This is a genomic window from Bifidobacterium pseudolongum subsp. globosum, assembly GCF_000741295.1.
In the GTDB taxonomy this organism is placed as follows: domain Bacteria; phylum Actinomycetota; class Actinomycetes; order Actinomycetales; family Bifidobacteriaceae; genus Bifidobacterium; species Bifidobacterium globosum.
In genome coordinates this window covers 17411-38202 of the sequence record NZ_JGZG01000010.1, presented here as the reverse complement: position 1 = coordinate 38202, position 20792 = coordinate 17411, and the positions used below count along the sequence as shown (strand labels likewise).

The following is a 20792-nucleotide window of genomic DNA, read 5'->3' as shown; positions in this document are numbered from 1 at the left end:
CGCGGTGCGCGGGGCCGGTCGCTCGTTACTATGGTCGCGGAAGACATGCGACTACGTGGTGAGGCAGGGAATGAAGTGACGCAGCAGCAACGCAATGTGGAGGAGATGCTCGAGCGGGCCGCGCGCACTGAACAGCGTGATGCCGCACAGGAACTCGCGGACAAGACCCAAGCGCGGCCGAATGTGGCGCAGACACCGCGGCGCATGATGGCCGGCATCGCCTGCACGCTCGGCGGCGGCGTGCTGTGGGGAGTCAACGGGTCGGTCTCCAAGATCCTCATGGAGCAGTACGACGCCAGCCCCATGTGGGTGGCGTGCGTGCGCGAGATCTTCGCCGGGCTGATCTTCCTGGCGTGTGGGGCGATCGGTTCGCCCAAAGCGATGCGCAAAGCGTTCACGACCGTGCGTGACTACCCCATGTACCTTGTCACCGCGCTCACCTGCGTGACGCTTGTGCAAGTGGCGTACCTGTTCTCGATCCATTGGACCAATGCGGGCACGGCCACCGTGCTGCAGACGGTGAACCTGCTCATGGTGCTCGTGTACGTGTGTGTGCGCGGGCGGCGCAAACCGACCGTGCGCGAAGTGGTGGGCGTGGCGCTCGCGTTTGCCGGCGTGTGGCTGCTCGCCACCGGCGGCGACCTGGGCGCGCTGTCGCTGCCGTTGCCCGGCCTGCTGTGGGGCCTCGCCGACGCGTTTGCATGCGCATGCCTCGCGATCATCCCGGTCAAACTCATTGCGAAATACGGCAATTTCGTTGTCAACGGCATCACGTTCCTGCTCTCCGGCCTCATCCTCACGCCGTTCGTACGGCCATGGGCGCATGTGCCGGCGTTCGATGCGCGCGGATGGTGGCTGCTCGTGTTCACCGTGGTCGTCGGCACATTCGTCGCGTTCTGGCTCTATATGGCGGGCGTCGTGCGCATCGGGTCGATGCGCGCGACGATGTTCGGCACGATCGAGCCCGTGGCCGCGACGGTCACCGCGGTCATGTGGACAGGGGCGATTTTTACGCCCATCGACCTTATTGGCTTCGCGCTCATCCTCATCATGGCATTCTTGGTGCATTGACATATGTTGCGCGCGGGCGCCGCGCGTGGATGGCGAGGAAAGGGGCGCGGCATGGGCGCATACGATTCCAGGCGGCGGGTTCCAATCAAGCAGGTCTACAAGTCGCTTGTGGAACTGCAGCGTTTTTCCACGTTCCGTATGTTCAGGATGGTCGGCGCAGTCACGGTGACGACCATCCTCGCATGTGTTCTGCGGTTCCTGTTCAACGATCAGGAGCCGTTTTCGTTCCGTATCGCCGACATGCTGGGCAACGACTTCAACCACACCTTCCAATTGGGGGAGGAGACCACGAGCCCCGTCGATTTCATCACCGCCATATGGGGCGTTGTCGTGACGATATGCCTTGGCGTCGCGTTCCAAAACGAGCATTACGTGTCCGACAGGGACGCGATCGGCGATTTCAGCGGGCTGCTCATGTGCTCCTCGCTCGCGACCGCCTTCATCACCGGGTTTTGGCTTCCTGAGATGTACCACACGAATGGCGTGGCCAAGACGGCCATCATCACTGGGGCCGGGTGTCTGTTGATGGGGTGGATCCTCAACTACGGCAGCCAGATCTACATCACCCACCGCACTATGACGCACAATGAGCGGGCGCGCAACGTGGATTTGCGGCAATACGTGCAGATGCGCGCTTTGCGCACGCACGGACGCTGGCCTGTGTGGGCGGTCGCGGTGTGCGCCGTCAACGCATTGTTCTGGCTCGCGCTTGCCGGCATGGGTGGGCAGATGGGCCGCCTGCGGGATGGCGGATGGGCGGCGGCCGCGCTGTTCGCCGCCGCATTGCTCGTCACGGTGATGGTGCTGTTGTATGCCTACGTGCGGCAGCGGTTCGTCAAGGCGATCGCCAGCCGCGTGTGGGGCGCCGCCGCGGCTGCGGCGCTTGCCGTCGTGGAGCTTGTCGTGCTGTGGTATGCGGGCGTCCTCCTGTGGGTCGCGTTCACCGGCGCGCAGGCGGTGCGCCCGTGGGTTGTGGAGGCGATCGCCGTATGGAGCCTCGTCAACGTGGCGGCCGCGCGGTTCGTGATATGCCGGCTGGCCATCCACCCCACGCGCGCGCTGTTCCACGACGCGCAATTCACGCAGAAGACCATGCAGTGGCAGCATTACGACCTGTTCGCGCAGTTGGTGGATTCCTCCACGATTGCGCAGCACGACCTGAGCGAATACGGCATGAACCTGCGGTTGATGACAGTGCCGTGGCGGGTGGTGCACGAGGTCCTGGAGGCGGGGGAATCCGCGATGGAACTCGTGCCGGAATGGGCAGCGATGTTCTTTCCGCAAGCCGAGGAGCAGGGTGTGCCGCTCGTCGCGTTCACCTCAAGCGAGCTGCGCGCGCTGATCTGTGCGGTGAGGCGCCGTCATGATTGGCGTGACACCGCAAAAATGAATGTGCACGCGCTCAAGGAACTCGTGCGGTGCGCGGATTGCGAGCAGGAGATCGTCGAGGAGACGCTATGCTTCTACCTCGCCATCATGTGCGACGACGTCAGCTACGTGGTGTCGCTGCGCAGGAGTTGATGTACGGCGGTCCCTGCCGACGAGCACCTGCGCCTCGATTGTCAGTTCGCTGATCTGGCTGAGGTCGAGCGCGTCGACGTCCACATTGAACAACAGCGGCGTCATATGCGCGAAGGCGCGCACGTCATCCGGTGGCATGGCGAAGGTCTGCGAGACGAGGCGCGTGTCCAGCACGTCGAAATGCCGGGCGAACTGGTCGACCGTCTGCTCGTTCGAATAGTCGGTGTGGCGCAGGTGCGCGCTCGCGAGTTCGCGCAGCTGCTCGTCGTGCCGCGCGCCGGGGACCGCTTTGACGACGATGCCGCCCGGTCGCAGCACGCGGCCGAACTCGCCGTAATGCACAGGGGAGAACACGTCGAGGATGCAGTCGACCGCCGCGTCGCGTAGCGGCAGGTCGGCCAGATTGCCCACGAACCAGCGCACGGCGAGGCTCGTGTCTTCGCGCGCCGCCTGCTGCACGGAATCCTTGGAGATGTCGAAGGCGAGCACGTCGGCCTGTGGATTCGCCTGCTGCACGGCGCGCGCGTAGAAGCCCTCGCCGCAGCCGGCGTCGAGGACCGCCGGGCGCGGATTGGCGGGGCAGTGGGTGCGCACGGCGGCGAGCACGGCGCTCGCGATGTGGCTGTAGTAGCCGGCGTTGAGGATGCGTCCGCGGTTCGCAAACGACTCCTTGCTGTAGAACTGCGACTGTTTGGCGGCCGGCGCGAGGTTCACGTAGCCCTGCTTCGCGATGTCGAAGGTGTGCCGATTCGGGCAGCGCAGGCTTGTGCCGGCAAGATTGAGTTCGGCATGGCACAGCGGGCAGATGAAGTAGCGGGGGCAATCGTGGAAACGTGCGAGTCGTGCGGGATTCATGCCGCCATAGTAGCCGCCGCGGGCGTCACGGGGTCGGCGCTTACGCGTCGATGGCGTTGCGTGCGCGGGCGGGGGTGATCATCGTGAGCATCATCACCGAAGGCTCGAGCGCGGTGATTGCATGCGGCAAGCGGGTGGGGAAGTAGACGAGCTCGCCTGGCGCCACCTCCTGTTCGTCATCACCGCCCTTGATGAGCAGACGTCCGCTCAGCACCTGCACAAACACCGGCATCGCGGCCGTGTGTTCGCTCAGCTGTTGGCCAGTGTCGAACGAGAACAGCACCACGTTGCCCCCCTTCGGTATGCATCACGGTGCGCGACACCGTGGCTTCCGGTTGTACGCTCACCATATTCGTGAGGTCTGGCAGTACTTGCATCTGTGATTCGTCGGTGTTCATGGCGATCCTCCTTGGCGTAGATTGCTATTTCCATCATGGGCGCCAGAGGAGATGGGGTCAATAGCGTGCGAATTGTACGCGCTTCGCCGTGAGTTGCGTAAAATCCTTGCGCAAACCACGCTGTTTCCGTAAGAATTTTACGCAAAACCTGTATTCTGCGTAAAATCCTTGCGCTAACGTCCCTATGGGCGTGCGAATTGTACGCGTCCCTTACCGCTGCGCGTAAAATTCATACGCATCTGAGGCGGCCCGGTTCCTATATGCCTTGATCCCTTATTGGATTCCATGTTGCTACGGGTGGTCTCGGCCTCCGGCTCCTCCACGGTCGGCTTCCTGCGCTTGGTCCCTTATTGCTACGGGTAGTATATGTTTGTCGAAAAACAATATGTTTTGGGTCATTTTCCACTACCCGTAGCGCTGAAGGTTCCAGGAGGCGAGCGGCGGTGCTTGGACGTACGGGTTCAAGTACCGACGTGCTTTGCGTGGATGCCGCCAAAGGATGGGCGTATGGAAACCAAAGACTGCAGTTGCTTTTCAGATGTTTGGTACCTTTGGGAGGGCTGTTCCGCCAACGCAAAACGGCTGACTTCGTTGGAAATCAGCCGTTTGTGAAGAGTGCGAGCGGCGGGACTTGAACCCGCACGAGCATACGCTCACTGCCACCTGAAGACAGCGCGTCTACCATTCCGCCACGCTCGCAGACAAAGAGCTATTCTACACTACACCGTCGATTAGTGCAATTCGGCGTGTTGCGTTGGTCCGCAAGGTGCTGACCATGGTGGCTGCTTTTGCCCAGACGGGATGCTCCTGAAGAGGATGTGGGGCTGCGGAGGTATTCTACATAGTTCATCACATTGAGGTGGGGCGTTTTGTGGGCAGTGGGAGACCGCTGAATAGCCCGGCCCATATTTCCGCCTTGTATGGGCACTCTCGGCGGAACGCGTATTTCGCCCGCATTGGCGTTTTTAGTGGATTGGGCGGAAACCTGCAGGGAGGCGGATTGTATCTCGCTTACGCGGGTGCTTTATATGCGGTGCCGACGAGTATTGGCTTCGAACAATGGCGAAATTCCAAGGGTATGGGACATCGATACTCGAAGGTGGCCGATTATGGCACTCGCGTAAGCGAGATACACCCGTACGCTGCGTCTTACCCTAAGCGCGGCGTACATTGGTGCTGGTGTTGCCCGTTCGCCTTCACCCGCGTGAGCCGTTCGCGTAGAAGCGCGCGAGCGTCGCGTCGCGGAACTCGTCGAAATACCCGCCGTCAATCGACGCGCGGATGTCGTCGAGCAGATGCACGAAGAAATACTCGTTGTGGATCGTGGCGAGCGTGAACCCGTTCATCTCCCGCGCGCGCAGCAGATGGTCCACGTAGGCGCGCGAATAATGCGTGCATGTGTAACACGTGCACCCCTCTTCGAGAGGGCCGAAGTCGTGCTTGAACTGCGCGCGTTTGATGTTGTACCGGCCATCGCGTGTGAAGATCGCGCCGTTGCGCGCGCATCGCGCGGGTGCGACACAGTCGAACGTGTCGCCGCCGTTCTCCACGCATGCGAAGATGTCGTCGACCGCGGCGATGCCGAGCACGTGCCGCGGCCTCTCCTGGGGCATCTCGTCGCAGATCCACGCGCAGATGTCGCCGATGATGCGCTTTTCCATCGCGCCGCCAATACCGACGCCGTCGAAGTCGAGCGACGCGATCTGCTGGGCCGCGCGCCGGCGCAGGTCCTCGTAATTCGCGCCCTGCACCACGCCGTAGAGCGCCTGGTAGGGCTTGCCCACGCGCGATTCGGTGAGGCGTTTGTGCTCGTCCACACACCGGCGCGCCCAGCGGAATGTGCGCTCGACGGAATTCTCCTGATAGCGGCGCGTGTTCATGAGCGTCGTCAGCTCGTCGAACGCGAACATGATGTCGGCGCCGATCTTGTGCTGGATGTTCATCGAGATTTCCGCGGAGAAGCGGTGCAGTGACCCGTTGAGCGGCGATTTGAACGTGACGCCGTCCTCGTCCACGAACGCCAGGCGCTCCTTGCCTTTGGCGATCACATCGTCCGATTTCATGTCGGTCGTGTCCATCGCGAGCGTCTTCTTGAATCCCGCGCCGAGCGAAAGCACTTGGAATCCGCCGGAGTCGGTGAACGTGGGGCCGTCCCAGTTCATGAACTTCGCGAGTCCGCCGGCTTCGTCGAGCACATCTTCGCCGGGCCGCTCATACAGATGGAACGCGTTGGACAGCAGGCATTGCGCTCCGAGCTGCGCCATCGACTCGGGCAGCACCGCCTTCATCGCGGCCTGCGTGGCCACCGGCACGAACGCGGGCGTGCGGATGTCGCCGTGCGGCGTGTGGATCACGCCGGTGCGGCCGTAGCGCGCGCCGCCGCGCCCCTTGCCGGTGGGGGAGTCGGTGAGGCGGGTGTGCTGTTCGAAGGAAAATGCGGAGCGGTCGCCCGGCTGTCCGGGCTCCGCGCCGCGCGGATGTGCGAGAAGACTTGTCATGCTGACCACTGTAGATGGGCCGGTGTAGATGGAATCCACCATTTCTTCAAAAGATATGTTCGCAGTTTTCAAGAAACGTTCAGGAAACTTCCAGCACTGACGTTTTAACTAAAAGACAGTGCTTCAACCAACGGCGTAATTGCAACGATTGTGTGGTTACGATCGGGGGAAGCGAACGATATACGTGAATGAACATTTCGAGGAATGGAGCGTCATGACTGACGAACACAACACCCCGTGGGGCACGTCCGGCGACCCCGCGGACCATGGCACCGATCCGACCGCGCCGACGTCGCCGAGCGCAGGCGTGCAGGGCACCGCTCCGCTGCCGCCCGCCACTTCGGGCGCACAGACAGATGCGCACGACACTTCCGCATACGACGGCGCTTCCGACGCCGGCAATCCGTCGCCGGTGACCGCTGCACCGGCGGCGGCCGGCGCGCCTGCCAACGACACCGATGGTGCAGTGACGACGCCGATTCAGGATGGCGGCGACCTCTCGCCGCTCGAATCGCCAAGTGGCCCGTACCGCCCGGCTCCGCAGTATGGTGCGTTCCGCCCGGGGCAGACCCCGGCGTCTCATCAGCCTGCGGCGAATCCACCGACGCAACCGACCCAGCAGATGCCGCCGTTTGGGCTGCCGTATCAAGACCAGAACCAGCATCAGCAGCCGCAATCGCAGCCCACGCAGCCGTTTGGCGGGCTATTTGGACAGCCGAGCCCCGCGCAGCCGAGCAATCCGCACGGTCAGCAACACGGCGGCGCCACGCCGACCGGCCCCACGCCGCCGCACGGACAGAACTCGTTCGGCGGCCCGAACAATCCGTACAGCGCGCCGATGAAGCAGGCCGAGCGCACGCCGAACAACGTGCTCGTGGCCGTGGTGGCCGCAGTGGTCACCGCCGCGATCTGCCTTGGCCTGGGGTATGCGGCGCTTGCGAACGGCTGGGTAAACATCCCCGGCTCGGGTTCGATGACCAGCCTGACCACCAACAAGGGCGGTGAAGGCACGGCGAAGGTCGAAGGTGGCGAAACGCCCGACTGGACCGCGGTCTCGAACAAGGTCTCAAAGTCTGTCGTCTCGATCCAGACGCAGACGCAGAGCGGTGTCGCACAGGGCACTGGTGCGATCCTCGACAAAGACGGCAATATCGTGACCAACAACCACGTGGTCTCCGGCGCGCAGCGCATCGTCGTGACGCTCGACAACGGCGACCTGTATGAAGCGAAGACCGTGGGCACCGACACCACGACCGACCTAGCGGTGATCAAGCTCGAGAATCCGCCGGCCGACCTGACCGCGGTCGAGTTCGCGGACTCCGACAATCTGGCCCCGGGCGAGCCGGTCATGGCGATTGGCAATCCGCTCGGTTATGACGGCACGGTGACGACCGGCATCGTCTCCGCGCTCAACCGACCGGTGACCGTGATGGACGAAGACAACACGCAGATCGTGACGAACGCGGTGCAGATCGACGCCGCAATCAACCCGGGCAACTCGGGTGGCCCCACGTTCAACGCGGCCGGCCAGGTGATTGGCATCAACTCGTCTATCGCCTCGATGGCCTCCGGCTCCCAGTCCTCCGGCTCGATCGGCATCGGCTTCGCGATTCCGTCCAACCTCGTCAAGCGCGTGGCGGACGAGATCATCAAGAACGGCAAGGTGCAGCATGTGGCGCTCGGCGTCACAATCCAGAGCGGCACCGTGACGGCTGACGGCGTGACACGCGGCGGCGCCGTCGTCAAGGCGGTGGTGGACGGTGGCCCGGCGCAGGAAGCCGGCGTCAAAGTGGACGACACGATCGTGGGCTTCAACGGCCTGGCCGTCAGTGACAACTATTCGCTCCTCGGCTTTGTGCGCGCGGCCGCCATGGATTCGACCGCCAAGCTCACCGTGGTGCGCGACGGCAAGACGCTCGAGCTCAATGTGAAGTTCGACAAGGCCGAAGACGCCGTGAATGGCACGAACCGCCAGGAGTCCAACAACCAGAACCAGCAGCGCAACCAGAACAACGGCAATGATGGTTCAGACGACGGCGACGGGCTGATCAACCCCTTCGAGGGCCTGCTGCGCTAAGGCATACCGCCCGCTCAGCACGCGAGTCCCGCCGTTCCCCTGCACGGGGAGCGGCGGGACTCGCTATATTTTGGCCTTGTCCCGCTCCCGAATTGAGTTGTCGCATGGATGTTGCTAGGGTGACCCGTATAACTGAAGACAGTGCAATCTTTTTACGCCGTGTATCGAGTGGTCACGCAACGCGTCATTCGATGGGTTAACAAGGCGTGATTGGTGCATGCGGTTCGTGCCGCATGCATGGAGATACCGGACCGTAAGGAGATGCGATGAGAAAAATCATCGATCTGTGTAAAGAAGTGCCATTGCTGCCGATTGTGATTCTGGCGGCGATTCCTTTGGCGCTCATCCCCTCGTGGCGCCCATGGGGCCATATCCCTTCCGCATTCGACCCCGGTGTGGGCGAATGGATCGTGATCCTGCTTGTGGCGTGGACCATCATCACCAGCATCCGCGAAATGATTAAGAGCCTGCGTGAAGGCCATGTGGGCGTCGACCTGCTCGCGGTCGTGGCGCTCGCCTCCACCGTGGCGGTGCAGCAGTATTGGGCGGCCTGGGCCGTCACGCTCATGGTGGCGTCGGGCGACGCCATCGAGTCCTACGCGCAATCCAAGGCGCGCGGCAACCTGACCGCGCTCATCAAAGCCGCGCCGCAGCAGGCGCACGTCGTCACATTGCCCGGCGTGACCGGCGCCGACGCCACCACCGATTCCGAAGGATTCCGCGCGGTGCAGCAGGCGATCGACGACGCACAGCGCACCGGCGAGACGCTCAGTGCGGGCAACGGCCACTTCACCACCGTGCCTGTGGACCAGGTGGAGCTCGGTTCCGTGCTGCTCGTGCTGCCGGGCGAGATCGTGCCGGTCGATGGCACGCTGCTGTCCGGCTCGGCCACGCTTGACCTGAGCAACATCAACGGCGAGCCGGTGCCACGCACGGTGTTCTCCGGCGCGAAGGTGCTCTCCGGTTCGATCAACGGCTCGACGACGATGACGATCCGCTCCACATCGCTCGCCAAGGACTCTCAATACCAGCAGATCCTCAAACTCGTGCAGTCCGCGCAGGATTCGCGTGCGGCCGTGGTGCGCACGGCAGACATGCTCGCGGTGCCGTTCACCATCATCTCGTTCCTCATCGCCGGCATCGCGTGGGCGGTCTCTGGCACGCCGCTGCGATTCGCGCAGGTGCTCGTGCTCGCCACTCCATGCCCACTGTTGATCGCGGCGCCGGTCGCGTACGTGGCCGGCACTGGCCGCCTCGCCAAAGCGAGCATCCTCATCAAAGCGCAGGACGTGCTGGAGAATCTGGGGCGCGTCACGCACGTCTTCTTTGACAAGACCGGCACACTGACCGTCAAACAGCCGCGCGTGGTGGGTGTGCAGAAGGCAAAGGACGCCCCTGCGAGCCTCACCGAAGATGCGATTCTGCTCATGGCCGGCGTGATTGAAAGCTACTCCGTGCACGTGCTGGCCAAAGGCATCACCGAAGCGGGCAAAGAGGCGATGGAGCGCCTGCACCGTGTGCCGAAGAGCGCGCGCGTCGGCCACCGCAATCCGCGCACTGCCGCCGGCGAATTGCCCGATCCAATCGAGAACTACCCGGTGGTGGGCAATATCGTGGAAGACGCGGGCAAAGGCGTCTCTGGCACGGTGGACGGCCACCCGGTGCGTGTCGGGCGTTTCGCATACGTGACCGGCGAGCAGATTGCCTCGGCCACCGCGCACAACGCCCAGGAGGCGGAGGCCAATGAGAAGGCGATGGAGCGTGAGGACCACAAGGCAGCGGACCTGTGGCCCACGCAACTCGAGCCCGACGAGATGGCCACGTACATTGCCATCGACGGCAAGCTCGCGGCCCGCATCGTGCTGCGCGATGTGCCGCGTGCCAATGCGCGCAAGTCCATCGACAAGCTTCACGAGCTCGGCGTCACCGACCTGACGATGGTCACGGGCGACAAGAAGGCCTCGGCGATGATCATCGCGAACGAAGTCGGCATCACCGACGTACGCTACGAGCTGCTGCCCGAAGACAAGGTGAACGCCGTGCGCGAAGCCTCCGAAGAAGCGGCGAAGGGCAAGGACCCGTGGTGGGACCGCGTCATGACGAAGCTGCTCGGCGAATCGATGCACCGCCCTGTCACGATGATGGTCGGCGACGGTGTGAACGATGCGCCCGTGCTCGCCGTCGCGGACATCGGCATGGCCATGACCGACGGCACGTCGACTGCCGCTTCGGAATCTGCGCAGGTCGTCATCATGAATGACGACATCGCATGCGTGCCGCGGGCCATCTCCATCGCGCGCCGCACCAAGCGCATCATGCTGCAGGCGGTGTGCGTGGGTCTTGCGCTCGCGATTGTGGGCATGGTGTGCGCGGCATTCAACCTGATTCCGGTGGTTGTGGGCGCGTTCCTGCAGGAGGGCATCGACGTCGTGTCGATCCTGTGGGCGCTCACCGCCCTGTTCGACAGGGACTGAGACGCTGCATTCCCAACGTTTTCGCTGTTTTTGCCAGTGTTTTCGCTGTTTTGGTCACTTATCAAGCCAAAAAGTGACCAAAACAGCGAAAACACTGGCAAAAACAGCGAATTCATAGGGGGCGGCGCATAGGTATGTTGGCAATGGATGGGAAGAAGCGAGGGAGTGCTCAGAAGGGGAGCGCGCGCGGCTGTGGGAGGCGCGGCACGCCCGCTTGATCCAGCTTGGCGATGAGCCGTTCGGGTTGGTACACGTCTTCGGCGAAGCAATGCACAATCTTCGTCACGTGTTGGGCGAGCAGCATCTGATCGCGCGACGCCTGCCGGGTGATGTTCTCCTGCAGCGCGTGCCGGGTCATCGTCGGGTCCTGGTATTTGCGCAGCCCGTCATATTCGAGCACGATCATGCGCCCATCGTCGGTGCGCCATAGGAAGTCGACGCGGAGCGGATAGTCCGGGTGGTCGAAGTTCTCGAACTCGCACTGCAATTCGGGAATCGCGAACCCCGCGCGGATGATCGTCGCGTACACCAGCGATTCGCCGCCATTCTCCGCGAGCGGATTCGCGTAGGTCAGCACGCTTTCGATGCGCGCATGCTCCATGCGCCGGCCGGCGCAGTACGCGCGCAGCTCGCTTTCCGTCAGCCCGTGGGCCAGTACATGGTTGATGATCTCCATCGACGATTCGAACGTGCCGAGCATCACGGCATCCACCACCGTGCGTGGCAGGGATGTGGCGCGCACGCCATTGACGATGACCGGCTCATCATCGCGCACGAATATCCTGCGCAGTGGTTGCCGCGAACCACGCACGGGCATGGCCGTGGCAGGTGCGTTGCGGCATGTGCTATAGCGCTTCCCGCCGTATGGATTGCTGCTGGTGTGCGCGCTGGCGATGGTGATCAGTCCTTCATGCATGGACCACGGGTGCGGCAGCCCATGCGCCTCCACCGCGGATTCGCCGGCGGCCGTCCAACCATGGGTGAGCTGGAGCGCGCGCAATATATGGAGGTGGCGCTCGCAGCCGTTCATCGTCTGCCATGGTTCGGCGGGGCAGTACAGGTTGATGTACGGGCTGACCATCAGTCCCTGCAGGCACATGCGCTGCAACCCACGTTGCACAGGGCGCGTTGTGCCGACGACGCACCGCTGTTCCGCGGCAGCCTGCCGTATCAGGGAATCGATCTGCACTCTGGTCGTTCTGCTCATGCGGGTACGCTACTGCACCCTCCGCGGCGGTGGCCAGCCCGCACGCCCGCTGTGGTCGGGCGGTCCTTGCGTCTGCGCAAATGTGGATAGCGCGCGCCGTTTTCGCCGTTTGTGTCAATGCTTTCGCCGTTTTGGTCACTTTTTGGCTTGATAAGTGACCAAAACAGCGAAAACGCTGGCAAGGACGGCGAAAACACTGGAAGGAACGGCGAAAACGCTGACCAAAACAGCGAAAACATCGAAATCAGGGGCACCGCGCACCCCTCTTCCATCGTTCGCCCTCGTCGACTACTCTAGAGTTCCGTGACTCAAGATTCTGAACTTCGTATTGCTGTAATCGGCGCGGGCCCCGCCGGCGTCTACTCTTCCGACATTTTCCTGCGCCAGCTCGCCAAGCTCGGCGACGAACTGGGTCTGGGCACGAACGCGCGCATCGACCTCTTCGAAAAGCTGCCGGTGCCGTTCGGTCTGGTGCGCTACGGCGTGGCCCCCGACCACCCGTCGATCAAGTTCATCGCGTCGGCGCTCGAAAAGACGCTCGACAACCCGAACATCCACCTGTACTGCGACGTGGAGTTCGGCAAAGACGTGACGCTCGAGGACCTGCTCGAGCGCTACGATGCCGTGCTCTTCGCGACCGGCGCGATCAAGGACAAACCGCTGCGCATCCCGGGCGCCGACCTTGAAGGCGTGTACGGCGCCGCCAAGTTCGTCGAGTGGTACGACGGCTACCCGACGGGTGTGCGCGAATGGCCTCTCGAGGCCGAGGAAGTCGCGGTGATCGGCGGCGGCAACGTGGCGATGGACGTGGCGCGCGAGCTCATGCGCAACGCCGACGACCTCAAGGCCCGCACAGACATTCCCGACAACGTGTATGAAGGCATCGCACAAAACAAAGCGAAGGTCCTGCACCTGTTCATCCGCCGCGGTGTGGCGCAGGCGAAGTTCTCCGTGCAGGAGCTGCGCGAAATGGAGAAACTGCCCGGCGTGCAGCTCATCATTGACGAAGATGACTTCGAACTCGACGACGACACGATCGAGGAGGCGGGCAAAGACAAGCTGACCCGCCAGATGGTCGAGGAACTGTTCGCGATCCGCGAGATGGCCGAGGATATGGAAGACGATGGTGACGTCGACTTCGAAGGCAATCCAGCCGACCGCAAATACTATGTGCACTTCAACAGCGCGCCGACCGAGATCCTCGGCGAAGACGGCAAGGTCGTGGGCATCCGCGTCGAGCGCACCGTAACAGGCGCCGACGGCGTGATGCACCGCACCGGCGAATTCACCGACTACCCGGTGCAGGCCGTCTACCATGCGATCGGCTACCAGCCGGAATCCGTGCCGGGCATCGCCTACGACGAACGCGGCGCGCATCTGGCCAACGCGAACGGCGATGGGCGCATCACCGTGGACCACGAGACCCCCGATGTGCGCGAGCGCCTCTACGCCACCGGCTGGGCCAAGCGCGGCCCGGTGGGCCTGATCGGCTCCACGAAGTCGGACGCCCTGCTCATCGTGACGAACATGCTCGAGGACCTGTCCGCGGCGAAGGAGCATGCGCAGCTCGCCGCCGACCGCGACCCCGAATCGATCGACCGCCTGCTCGCCGAGCGTGGCATCAAGCCGATCGATTTCGCCGGCTGGAAGCGCATCGACGCGTACGAGCGTGCCGAGGGCGCGAAGGAGGGCCGCGAGCACAAGAAGGTGATCGACCCCGAGCAGTTCCGCAAGCTCGCGCACGACATCGCGGACTGATTCTTCGCGCCCGTTGCCTATAGTCGTCTCGAGAGTTTTGTCATCCAGGTAGTTATGGGAACGGGTGCGGAAGATGCATCGAAGTGAGCGGTCGGCGCAGGGACGTGGCAACATTCCTCCAATGACCGATGCACAGCTCGACAACGCCATCGTGCGGCATACGCAATCGGCTTCGCGGTGGAAGACCGTCTGTTTCAGCGCTTTGCTCGTGGCTGCGCTTTCCGCTGCGAGTATGGGCGTGGCGGTGCGTCAGACCACCGCATCGGCGGCGGCGCCGGCCGCGTCGGCCACCGCGACCATGCAATCGCAGGCACAGCCGACCGTCTCGCCTTCGCCGGCCCCCACAATCACGCCCACGCCCACGCTCGCGCAGGTCGTACCGGCGGCGTTCGCCAATCTCAACCAGCTGGACGGCTCGTCGACGCTCGCGTCCGCGGGCGTGGAGCTCAACGAGATGCAACGCTCGCAGCTCATGGAGCGCATCGAGGACTTCCGGGCGCAGGGCTACCAAGCCTCGTTCGTGGTCGTCGACATGCGCACCGGCGCCGCCATCGCGTCGTACGGCGGCATGCCCATGTACACGGCGTCGTCGATCAAGGCGCCGTACATCGTCTCGCTCGCGCAGACCGGCGCGGTCGACATCAATGCCGTCGCCACGTCCGCGACCGCCGACGCGGCCGGGATCAACCGGCTCATCACGCAGACGCTGCAGGTCTCGGACAACGACACGTACGAGGCGCTGTATAAGCGGTTCGGTGCGGCGCCGACCATGCAGTGGCTCGCCGGCACCGGCGCGACCACGGGTCTCAACGGGTATTACGGCGACGTCACCGCCATCGACCTGGCGCGCATGTGGGTCAACAGCTACGACTACCTGTTCGGTGCCTCGGCGGACGCGGCGGATGCGCAGGGGCGCACATGGCTCGCGCAGCAGATGCGCAGCTCGCTCAACTCGTCGATAGCCGCAGTGCACGGCGAGGGTGAGATCGTCGCGTCGAAGGCCGGCTGGATCTATGGCGAAGGCAATCTGTACGCGTACAACGACGCGGGCATTGTGATCCCGGCCGGGTCCATGCAGCTGGGCGAAAAGCCGCAGGGCTATGTGCTCGCCATGCTCACGAACGCGTGTGCGCGCGACGACCTGCTCACCGCGCTCGCGCAGACCGTCGACGACGCCATGCGCGCCGCGTGAACGCGCGACCCTTGCCGTAGACTGGGGCTATGAACGGGAAAACGCAACTGCACAATCATTACAATGGGCTGAAAACCGCGCTGCTCTTTGCAATCATGTGGGCGATCATCATGATCATCTGGTGGGCCACAGGCGCGAGCGTCAACACGCTCGGGTACTACGTGATCATCGGATTGGGCGCATCATTCGTCTCGTACTGGTTCTCCGACAAGCTCGCAATCGCGTCGATGCACGCGCAGCCGGTGACCGAACAGCAGGCGCCGGAACTCTACCGCATTGTGCGCGAGCTGTCGCAGAAGGCGGACAAGCCGATGCCGCGCATCTACGTCGCGCCCACAAGCACACCGAACGCGTTCGCGACCGGCCGCAACGAGCGGCATGCGGCGGTCTGCTGCACGCAGGGCATTCTGCAGATTCTGGACGAGCGCGAGATCCGCGGCGTGCTCGGGCATGAGTTGATGCACGTGTACAACCACGACATCCGCACGTCGGCGATCGCGGGCGCGATGGCCACGGTCATCTCGTACCTGGGCTATTCGCTCATGTACTTCGGCAATTCCACGCGCTCGAACCGCGATTCGGACAATGGCGCCGGCGCGTTGGGCGCAGTCGGCGCCATGCTGAGCGTCATTCTCGCGCCGATTGCGGCGTCGCTCATCCAGATGGCGATTTCTCGCACACGCGAATACGACGCGGACGAGGACGGCAGTGCGCTTACGGGCGATCCGTTGGCGCTCGCCTCGGCGCTGTACAAAATCGAGCACGGCGTGGCGGCGAACCCGATGCCACCGACCGCGACCGACCGCTCCGTGGCGGCGATGATGATCGAATCGCCGTTCTCCGCGCGGGGGATCTCCAAGATGTTCTCCACGCATCCGCCGACCGCGGACCGCATCGCGCGCCTGCAGCAGATGGCGGCGGCTATGGGAGCGCCGGGCGTGAACGCGGGTATGACGACCGGTGAAGTTGGACCGGGCTACGCACAGCCGTATTCGCAGACCGGCTACCGGAGGTAGTGCTGGGTCACCGCGTGTGGTACGCTATCTTCTTGTGACTGCGTGAGTGGTCACCTGCGGATGTAGTTCATCGGTAGAACGAAAGCTTCCCAAGCTTTAGAGGCGGGTTCGACTCCCGTCATCCGCTCCACTCGAAAACGGCTGATTTCCAACGAAATCAGCCGTTTTGCGTTGCTGGAATGAGCCATTTTGAGAACTTTTTGATAACAAATTCCTGAAAACCCGCCCTGCTGCTACGGGTAGTGCTTCCGTTGCTACGGGTAGTGCTTCCGCAGGCAAATCCCATCTACAACCGTTGAAAAATAGCGGTTTCCAGGGGTGGGGCGAATGAAAAAGCACTACCCGTAGCGGAAGAAGCACTACCCGTAGCGGCGAAAGGGGCTGTGCCGCCCAACCCATGACGCCGAAAGAAGAGATACAAGACGGGTACAAGCACGCCGATGTACCGTGAGACCATGTGTGCACATTACGTGGGATTGTCAGACGAGGAAATCAACCTGCTCATCGCCCAACTGACCGGCGGGCAGCCGGTGGCAGAACCGGAATCGCCGGAGGAGTACAGCCAGCAGGAGTTCAACTATCCGGAACCAGAGGATGCCGAAACCGGGCGGCGAATCGACGTCTACCCAAAATCGGTTGTGCCGGTGATCGTCCCCACGTTCGACACGGCGGTCGGCGTTGATCGGCTCGCGCCAGGCGCACTGGAACGTGCGGACCTCGAGTGGGGCTACAGCTCACAGTGGAATCCGCAGCCGATCTTCAACACGCGCATCGAAAGCGCCGATAAGCCAATCTGGCGCGCGTCAATGGAGCACGACCGTTGCATCATCGCCTGCCGTTGGTTCTACGAGTCAAGCGGCACGGAGACGCGCATCAGCGAGCGCACCGGCCGCACGATCAAACAGCAGTACATGTTCACGATTCCGCGCATGCCGGTCATCTTCATCGGCGGCATCCACCGCAGTCACGAGTATTCGATGGTGACGACGCGCGCGAATGCGAGCATGGCGCCGGTGCACCCGCGCATGCCGCTCATTCTGCACCCCACCGAGCTCACCACATGGCTCGGCCCGGACTACATGCGGCTGGCGGACCGTTCCGCCGTGCCGCTCACCGCGCAGCCGGTGCGCTGAGCACTATACTTGATACCGACTTAATTCAGGCGATGCATTATGTGCGGACGCGCAACGCCGCATGGGCACACACAGATGAGGAGTGAATATGCCGAACAACGCCTCGGCCGCCCAACGCAGTGGCGGTGCACAATCCCATAACGCGCTCGGCCTGCTCGCGCTCGCCTCCGGCGCGTTCGTGCTCGGCGCGGCCGAATTCGTGATGATGGGCATCCTGCCGCAGGCCGCACAGACAATGCATGTGAGCATCCCGTTCGCCGGCAATTTCATCTCCGCATATGCAATCGGCGTGTGCGTGGGCACGCTCATCCTCGTGTTCGGGCGCAGGATCCCTCCGCGCACCCTCATCGTCATTTTCATGATCATCGCCTTCGCCGGCAATGCGTTGAGCGCCGCCGCGGTGAATGCGCTGATGCTCATCACCGCACGATTCCTTGCGGGCCTGCCGCATGGCGCATTCTTCGGCACGGCCACGCTGATCGCGAAACTGCTCGCACAGAAAGGCAAGGAAGCGCGCGCCGTCTCCGCCATGGTCACGGGGCAGACCGTGGCGAACATGCTCGGTGTGCCCGCCGGCACATTGCTCGCCGAGCACATGACGTGGCGGCTCGCGTTCTGCCTGCTTGCCGCGATCGCCGCGCTGACCGCGTTGTTGGCGCGCCTGTGGATCCCGTACATTCAGCCAGTGGAGGACGCGGGTCTGCGCGGGCAGTTCCGCTTTTTGCGCAAACCGGGCCCGTGGATGGTGCTGATTGCCGTGTTCGTGGGCAATACCGGCATTTTCTGCTGGTGGAGCTACGTGAGCCCCTGGCTGCAGAAAGTGGGCGGCTGGCCGTCGAACATGGTCTCGGCGATGATGATGCTCGCCGGCTTCGCCATGGTTGTGGGTGGATTGTGCGGCGGGCGCATCGCTGACCATTGGCACCCCGGCGCCACGTCCGCCGTGGGGCAGGCAGTCGCCGGCATCGGGCTTCTCGCCGTGTTCCTGGTGCCGGGCTCGCGCTGGAGCACCGCATTGCTGACGTTTGTGATCGCGTTCGGACTGTTCTTCGTCTCCGCGCCACAGCAGCTGCTGATGGCCGAAGCGGGCAAGGGCGGCGGCGAGCTGATCGGTGGCGCCACTGTGCAGATCGCGTTCAACTTCGGCAACGCCGTCGGTTCGTTCGTCGGCGGCGCGGTGCTGAACGCCACCGCGATGAACTACCATTACCCAGCGCTCAGCGGCGCGCCGTTCGCCGCGGTTGCTGTGCTGCTGCTCGTGCTGTACGCGTTCCGGTATGAGCGCGGTTTGCTACAATAATGCGTTGGATCGGCGAACGGCGCCGGTTCCCTGACGATGGTCAAGTACCAGGAACGCGCAAAGACTTGCCATTGGGGGCACGTCATGGCGTGGATTGTTCTTGTTTTGTCTGGTATCTGCGAAGCGGTGTGGGCGGTCGCGCTCGATAAATCGCAGGGATTCACCAAAATCATTCCGGTGATTGTGTTCTTCTGCGGTCTGGCCGCAAGCATGGCTGGACTGTCGTATGCGATGCGCTTGATCAGCGTCGGCACCGCTTATTTGATTTGGGTCGGCATCGGGGCCGCGATCACCGTGGTGTATGGCATGGTCGTGGGCGAAGAATCCGTGTCGGTGCTCAAGATTCTGTGCCTCATCGGCATGGTCGCGTGCATTGCCGGCCTCAAACTTGCCGGCTGATTGTTGCCGGTCGCTCCATCAGGCACGAGGGCCTTGCGCAATCAGGGGAGCATCGACGTCGATGGGCGTGCCTTGCGGTGACGTTACCGCATCCAGCACGTCCGGCGCAACGTACTCACGTCCACTTTTTTCGATGATTCCCAACGATTCCAGCCGTTTCAACGCGCTGCGCAGGGCGGTTGTGCTCCGTGGAATATGGCGTTGAAGCTGTGCGGGCGTGAGGAATGGGTGTCCAATGAAGAGCATGCCCGTTTCCATGACCGTGGTGCCGTATCCGTGGGCGGTGACGAGTTCTCGGTATTGCTCGCGGATGAAGAGCAACCGGTTGGTGCGTGCCAGAGCATCTTCGCTCGCCTCCTCCACGCCTTGGCAGAACAGGAGAATCCATGTATCCCAATCTCCGCGCGTGGATACACCGAATAATGCATCCTGATATTCGCCGCGTTGCTGTTCAAACCAGGACGATACCGAGAGCAATGGCTGACGCAGCAGTCCACGACTCATCATCTGCAGCAGGATCAGCAGCCGACCTATTCTGCCGTTGCCATCGGTGAACGGGTGCAGTGTCTCGAATTGATAATGGAACATGGCCATGTCGAGCATGGCGAGCCCCGGTTCGGTTCGTGCATTCCACCAATCAATGAGTTGTTGCACGGCAATGTTGAGATCATGCCCTGGCGGCATTGGCACGAATCGGGCATCTTCAATCTTGCGTGTCGGCGAGCCGATGAATACCTGCGAATTGCGAATCTCACCTGCCTGTGGATTGTCGGACGCCGTACCGTGTACGAGGATCTGTTGCAATTCGCGGATCAGGGGGAGTGTGATCGGCCTGCTATCGCGCATGCTGTCGATGCCGCAATTCGCGGCGTCGACATAATTGAGGATCTCCCGCATGGTTGCGTTGAGTTCCACCGTACTGCCACCGGGCTCGTAATCCTGTGCCAACACAGTTTCCAGACGCTCATAGGTGCCTTCCAACGCGCTGGTGCTCTGCGCTTCGCGCCGTAGGGCCGGGCGGCGCATGAGGTCTGGGTTCGGAAGCCGTTCTCCCAGTTCGCTGAGGCGCGCCACTGCCATGGAAGCGCGATTGACTGCCCCCAATGTGCGCATGGTGAGGGTGGGGTAGTCGCCGAGTGGATCGGGAATGAATGACGGCGTCTCATATGAGATAAGACCGTAGCGGCTCGGGTATTCGCCAGACAGCATGCGCAATGTGCCGGTTGACGTATTTGTGAATATGTCGCGCTTCATGACCGATTACCTGCACACTCCCTGTTCACTGCAATACTGAAATAACTACAATATACGTAATCTTAGTTATTGCATACTAACATTTTGTAAATGTTAGTCGGTGGGTGTGTTGTGCAAGCCATGCATCTCCAAGCGTAGAAGCTCACGTTTCATCTCAACGCCGTACGCATACCCGACGAGATTGCCGTTCGCGCCGATCACGCGATGGCACGGCACGATGAACAGGATTGGATTGCGGTTGTTCGCCGAACCCACCGCGCGCACCGCCTTCGGTTGGCCCACGGCCTCGGCGATCTGCGCGTAGGTGCGCGTCTCGCCGTATGGAATCTGCAGCAGCGTGCGCCACACGGCTTGCTGGAACGGCGTGCCATACGTGAATGCGATCGGCACGGTGAACTGCCGCAGATTACCAGCGAAATACCGCTCCAATTCATGGAACGCCAAATCGGTCAGTTCGGTCGGCTCGCCCGGGCCGTCCGCCGTGTTGTCCGCCTGCGTCACGATGCGCAGCCCGGTGACCGCGCCGTCGCTCCAATCCACACGGACCGGCCCATATTGGCTTGTGTATACTGCAAATCCCGCCATCACACTCTCCTTGATTATCGGCCCGCGGCAATGCGGGCACGCCTGCTGCCCATG

General features: G+C 62.8%; 15 protein-coding genes, 2 tRNA genes, 1 pseudogene and 1 riboswitch. Of the genes and pseudogenes, 11 read left to right on the top strand and 7 right to left on the bottom strand.

Annotated features, from left to right (window positions below):
• Nucleotides 1-45: 45 nt before the first annotated feature.
• Together BPSG_RS06900 and BPSG_RS06895 are read left to right on the top strand one after the other, a co-directional pair.
• Nucleotides 46-1071 (top strand): DMT family transporter, encoded by a 1026-nt coding sequence (locus BPSG_RS06900; protein WP_080699258.1) that lies wholly within the window; start codon nt 46-48, stop codon nt 1069-1071.
• Between the two features lie 51 nt (nt 1072-1122).
• Nucleotides 1123-2592, top strand: a complete 1470-nt coding sequence (locus BPSG_RS06895) for a hypothetical protein (RefSeq protein WP_026643802.1) — start codon at nt 1123-1125, stop codon at nt 2590-2592.
• On the opposite strand, the gene BPSG_RS06890 is transcribed toward BPSG_RS06895, so the two are convergent.
• From BPSG_RS06890 to tgt, 4 genes and pseudogenes are all read right to left on the bottom strand, one after another.
• Complete coding sequence (locus BPSG_RS06890) at nt 2527-3447, bottom strand: putative RNA methyltransferase (RefSeq protein WP_080699254.1); 921 nt, start codon at nt 3445-3447, stop codon at nt 2527-2529. The two genes, BPSG_RS06895 and BPSG_RS06890, sit on opposite strands and share 66 nt — an antisense overlap.
• A gap of 40 nt (nt 3448-3487) precedes the next feature.
• A pseudogene (locus BPSG_RS06885) lies at nt 3488-3845 on the bottom strand (cupin domain-containing protein).
• A 616-nt stretch (nt 3846-4461) separates the two neighbouring features.
• Nucleotides 4462-4544: transfer RNA gene (locus BPSG_RS06880), tRNA-Leu, on the bottom strand.
• 497 nt (nt 4545-5041) lie between these two features.
• Nucleotides 5042-6343 (bottom strand): tRNA guanosine(34) transglycosylase Tgt, encoded by a 1302-nt coding sequence (gene tgt, locus BPSG_RS06875; protein WP_033502281.1) that lies wholly within the window; start codon nt 6341-6343, stop codon nt 5042-5044.
• Between the two features lie 214 nt (nt 6344-6557).
• Here tgt and BPSG_RS06870 point away from each other — a divergent pair, with 214 nt between their 5' ends.
• Nucleotides 6558-8420 (top strand): S1C family serine protease, encoded by a 1863-nt coding sequence (locus BPSG_RS06870; RefSeq protein ID WP_080699255.1) that lies wholly within the window; start codon nt 6558-6560, stop codon nt 8418-8420.
• A gap of 266 nt (nt 8421-8686) precedes the next feature.
• Nucleotides 8687-10894: a heavy metal translocating P-type ATPase gene (locus tag BPSG_RS06865; protein WP_026643805.1), complete on the top strand. Its 2208-nt coding sequence runs from the start codon at nt 8687-8689 to the stop codon at nt 10892-10894.
• Nucleotides 10895-11063: 169 nt separating this feature from the next.
• Here the strand turns inward: BPSG_RS06865 and BPSG_RS06860 are convergent, their stop codons facing one another.
• Nucleotides 11064-12101 (bottom strand): hypothetical protein, encoded by a 1038-nt coding sequence (locus BPSG_RS06860; RefSeq protein WP_129867439.1) that lies wholly within the window; start codon nt 12099-12101, stop codon nt 11064-11066.
• A 303-nt stretch (nt 12102-12404) separates the two neighbouring features.
• On the opposite strand from BPSG_RS06860, the gene BPSG_RS06855 reads away from it, so the two are divergent.
• The 7 genes from BPSG_RS06855 to BPSG_RS06825 all read left to right on the top strand — a co-directional run bounded on the left by BPSG_RS06855 (nt 12405) and on the right by BPSG_RS06825 (nt 18899).
• A complete protein-coding gene (locus BPSG_RS06855) occupies nt 12405-13859 on the top strand; it encodes an FAD-dependent oxidoreductase (protein WP_026643807.1) in 1455 nt (484 codons plus the stop codon).
• A 121-nt stretch (nt 13860-13980) separates the two neighbouring features.
• Nucleotides 13981-15051: a serine hydrolase gene (locus BPSG_RS06850; RefSeq protein ID WP_051592055.1), complete on the top strand. Its 1071-nt coding sequence runs from the start codon at nt 13981-13983 to the stop codon at nt 15049-15051.
• A 29-nt stretch (nt 15052-15080) separates the two neighbouring features.
• Nucleotides 15081-16067 carry a zinc metalloprotease HtpX gene (htpX, locus tag BPSG_RS06845; protein WP_026643808.1) on the top strand — a complete coding sequence of 329 codons (987 nt, stop codon included), beginning with the start codon at nt 15081-15083 and terminating at the stop codon, nt 16065-16067.
• Between the two features lie 56 nt (nt 16068-16123).
• Nucleotides 16124-16197: transfer RNA gene (locus BPSG_RS06840), tRNA-Gly, on the top strand.
• A 325-nt stretch (nt 16198-16522) separates the two neighbouring features.
• Nucleotides 16523-17200 (top strand): SOS response-associated peptidase family protein, encoded by a 678-nt coding sequence (locus tag BPSG_RS06835; RefSeq protein WP_026643809.1) that lies wholly within the window; start codon nt 16523-16525, stop codon nt 17198-17200.
• A gap of 88 nt (nt 17201-17288) precedes the next feature.
• Nucleotides 17289-18500: an MFS transporter gene (locus tag BPSG_RS06830; protein ID WP_080699256.1), complete on the top strand. Its 1212-nt coding sequence runs from the start codon at nt 17289-17291 to the stop codon at nt 18498-18500.
• Nucleotides 18501-18505: 5 nt separating this feature from the next.
• Nucleotides 18506-18573, top strand: a riboswitch (guanidine-III (ykkC-III) riboswitch).
• Nucleotides 18574-18584: 11 nt separating this feature from the next.
• The gene (locus tag BPSG_RS06825; RefSeq protein WP_026643811.1) at nt 18585-18899 is read left to right on the top strand and encodes a DMT family transporter; all 315 of its coding nucleotides are present in this window, start codon (nt 18585-18587) and stop codon (nt 18897-18899) included.
• A gap of 18 nt (nt 18900-18917) precedes the next feature.
• Here the strand turns inward: BPSG_RS06825 and BPSG_RS06820 are convergent, their stop codons facing one another.
• Together BPSG_RS06820 and BPSG_RS06815 are read right to left on the bottom strand one after the other, a co-directional pair.
• Nucleotides 18918-20153, bottom strand: a complete 1236-nt coding sequence (locus BPSG_RS06820) for a Fic family protein (protein ID WP_225531761.1) — start codon at nt 20151-20153, stop codon at nt 18918-18920.
• Nucleotides 20154-20246: 93 nt separating this feature from the next.
• A complete protein-coding gene (locus tag BPSG_RS06815) occupies nt 20247-20738 on the bottom strand; it encodes a methylated-DNA--[protein]-cysteine S-methyltransferase (protein ID WP_026643812.1) in 492 nt (163 codons plus the stop codon).
• Between the last annotated feature and the right edge of the window lie 54 nt (nt 20739-20792).

What these genes read in the sequence shown, in the direction of transcription:
- BPSG_RS06825 (WP_026643811.1), top strand. Translation starts at nt 18,585, where the DNA reads ATGGCGTGGATTGTTCTTGTTTTGTCTGGTATCTGCGAAGCGGTGTGG.
- BPSG_RS06865 (WP_026643805.1), top strand. Translation starts at nt 8,687, where the DNA reads ATGAGAAAAATCATCGATCTGTGTAAAGAAGTGCCATTGCTGCCGATT.
- BPSG_RS06820 (WP_225531761.1), bottom strand. Translation starts at nt 20,153, where the DNA reads ATGAAGCGCGACATATTCACAAATACGTCAACCGGCACATTGCGCATG.
- BPSG_RS06830 (WP_080699256.1), top strand. Translation starts at nt 17,289, where the DNA reads ATGCCGAACAACGCCTCGGCCGCCCAACGCAGTGGCGGTGCACAATCC.
- BPSG_RS06815 (WP_026643812.1), bottom strand. Translation starts at nt 20,738, where the DNA reads ATGGCGGGATTTGCAGTATACACAAGCCAATATGGGCCGGTCCGTGTG.
- tgt (WP_033502281.1), bottom strand. Translation starts at nt 6,343, where the DNA reads ATGACAAGTCTTCTCGCACATCCGCGCGGCGCGGAGCCCGGACAGCCG.
- BPSG_RS06835 (WP_026643809.1), top strand. Translation starts at nt 16,523, where the DNA reads ATGTGTGCACATTACGTGGGATTGTCAGACGAGGAAATCAACCTGCTC.
- BPSG_RS06890 (WP_080699254.1), bottom strand. Translation starts at nt 3,447, where the DNA reads ATGAATCCCGCACGACTCGCACGTTTCCACGATTGCCCCCGCTACTTC.
- BPSG_RS06900 (WP_080699258.1), top strand. Translation starts at nt 46, where the DNA reads ATGCGACTACGTGGTGAGGCAGGGAATGAAGTGACGCAGCAGCAACGC.
- BPSG_RS06895 (WP_026643802.1), top strand. Translation starts at nt 1,123, where the DNA reads ATGGGCGCATACGATTCCAGGCGGCGGGTTCCAATCAAGCAGGTCTAC.
- BPSG_RS06850 (WP_051592055.1), top strand. Translation starts at nt 13,981, where the DNA reads ATGACCGATGCACAGCTCGACAACGCCATCGTGCGGCATACGCAATCG.
- htpX (WP_026643808.1), top strand. Translation starts at nt 15,081, where the DNA reads ATGAACGGGAAAACGCAACTGCACAATCATTACAATGGGCTGAAAACC.
- BPSG_RS06870 (WP_080699255.1), top strand. Translation starts at nt 6,558, where the DNA reads ATGACTGACGAACACAACACCCCGTGGGGCACGTCCGGCGACCCCGCG.
- BPSG_RS06860 (WP_129867439.1), bottom strand. Translation starts at nt 12,101, where the DNA reads ATGAGCAGAACGACCAGAGTGCAGATCGATTCCCTGATACGGCAGGCT.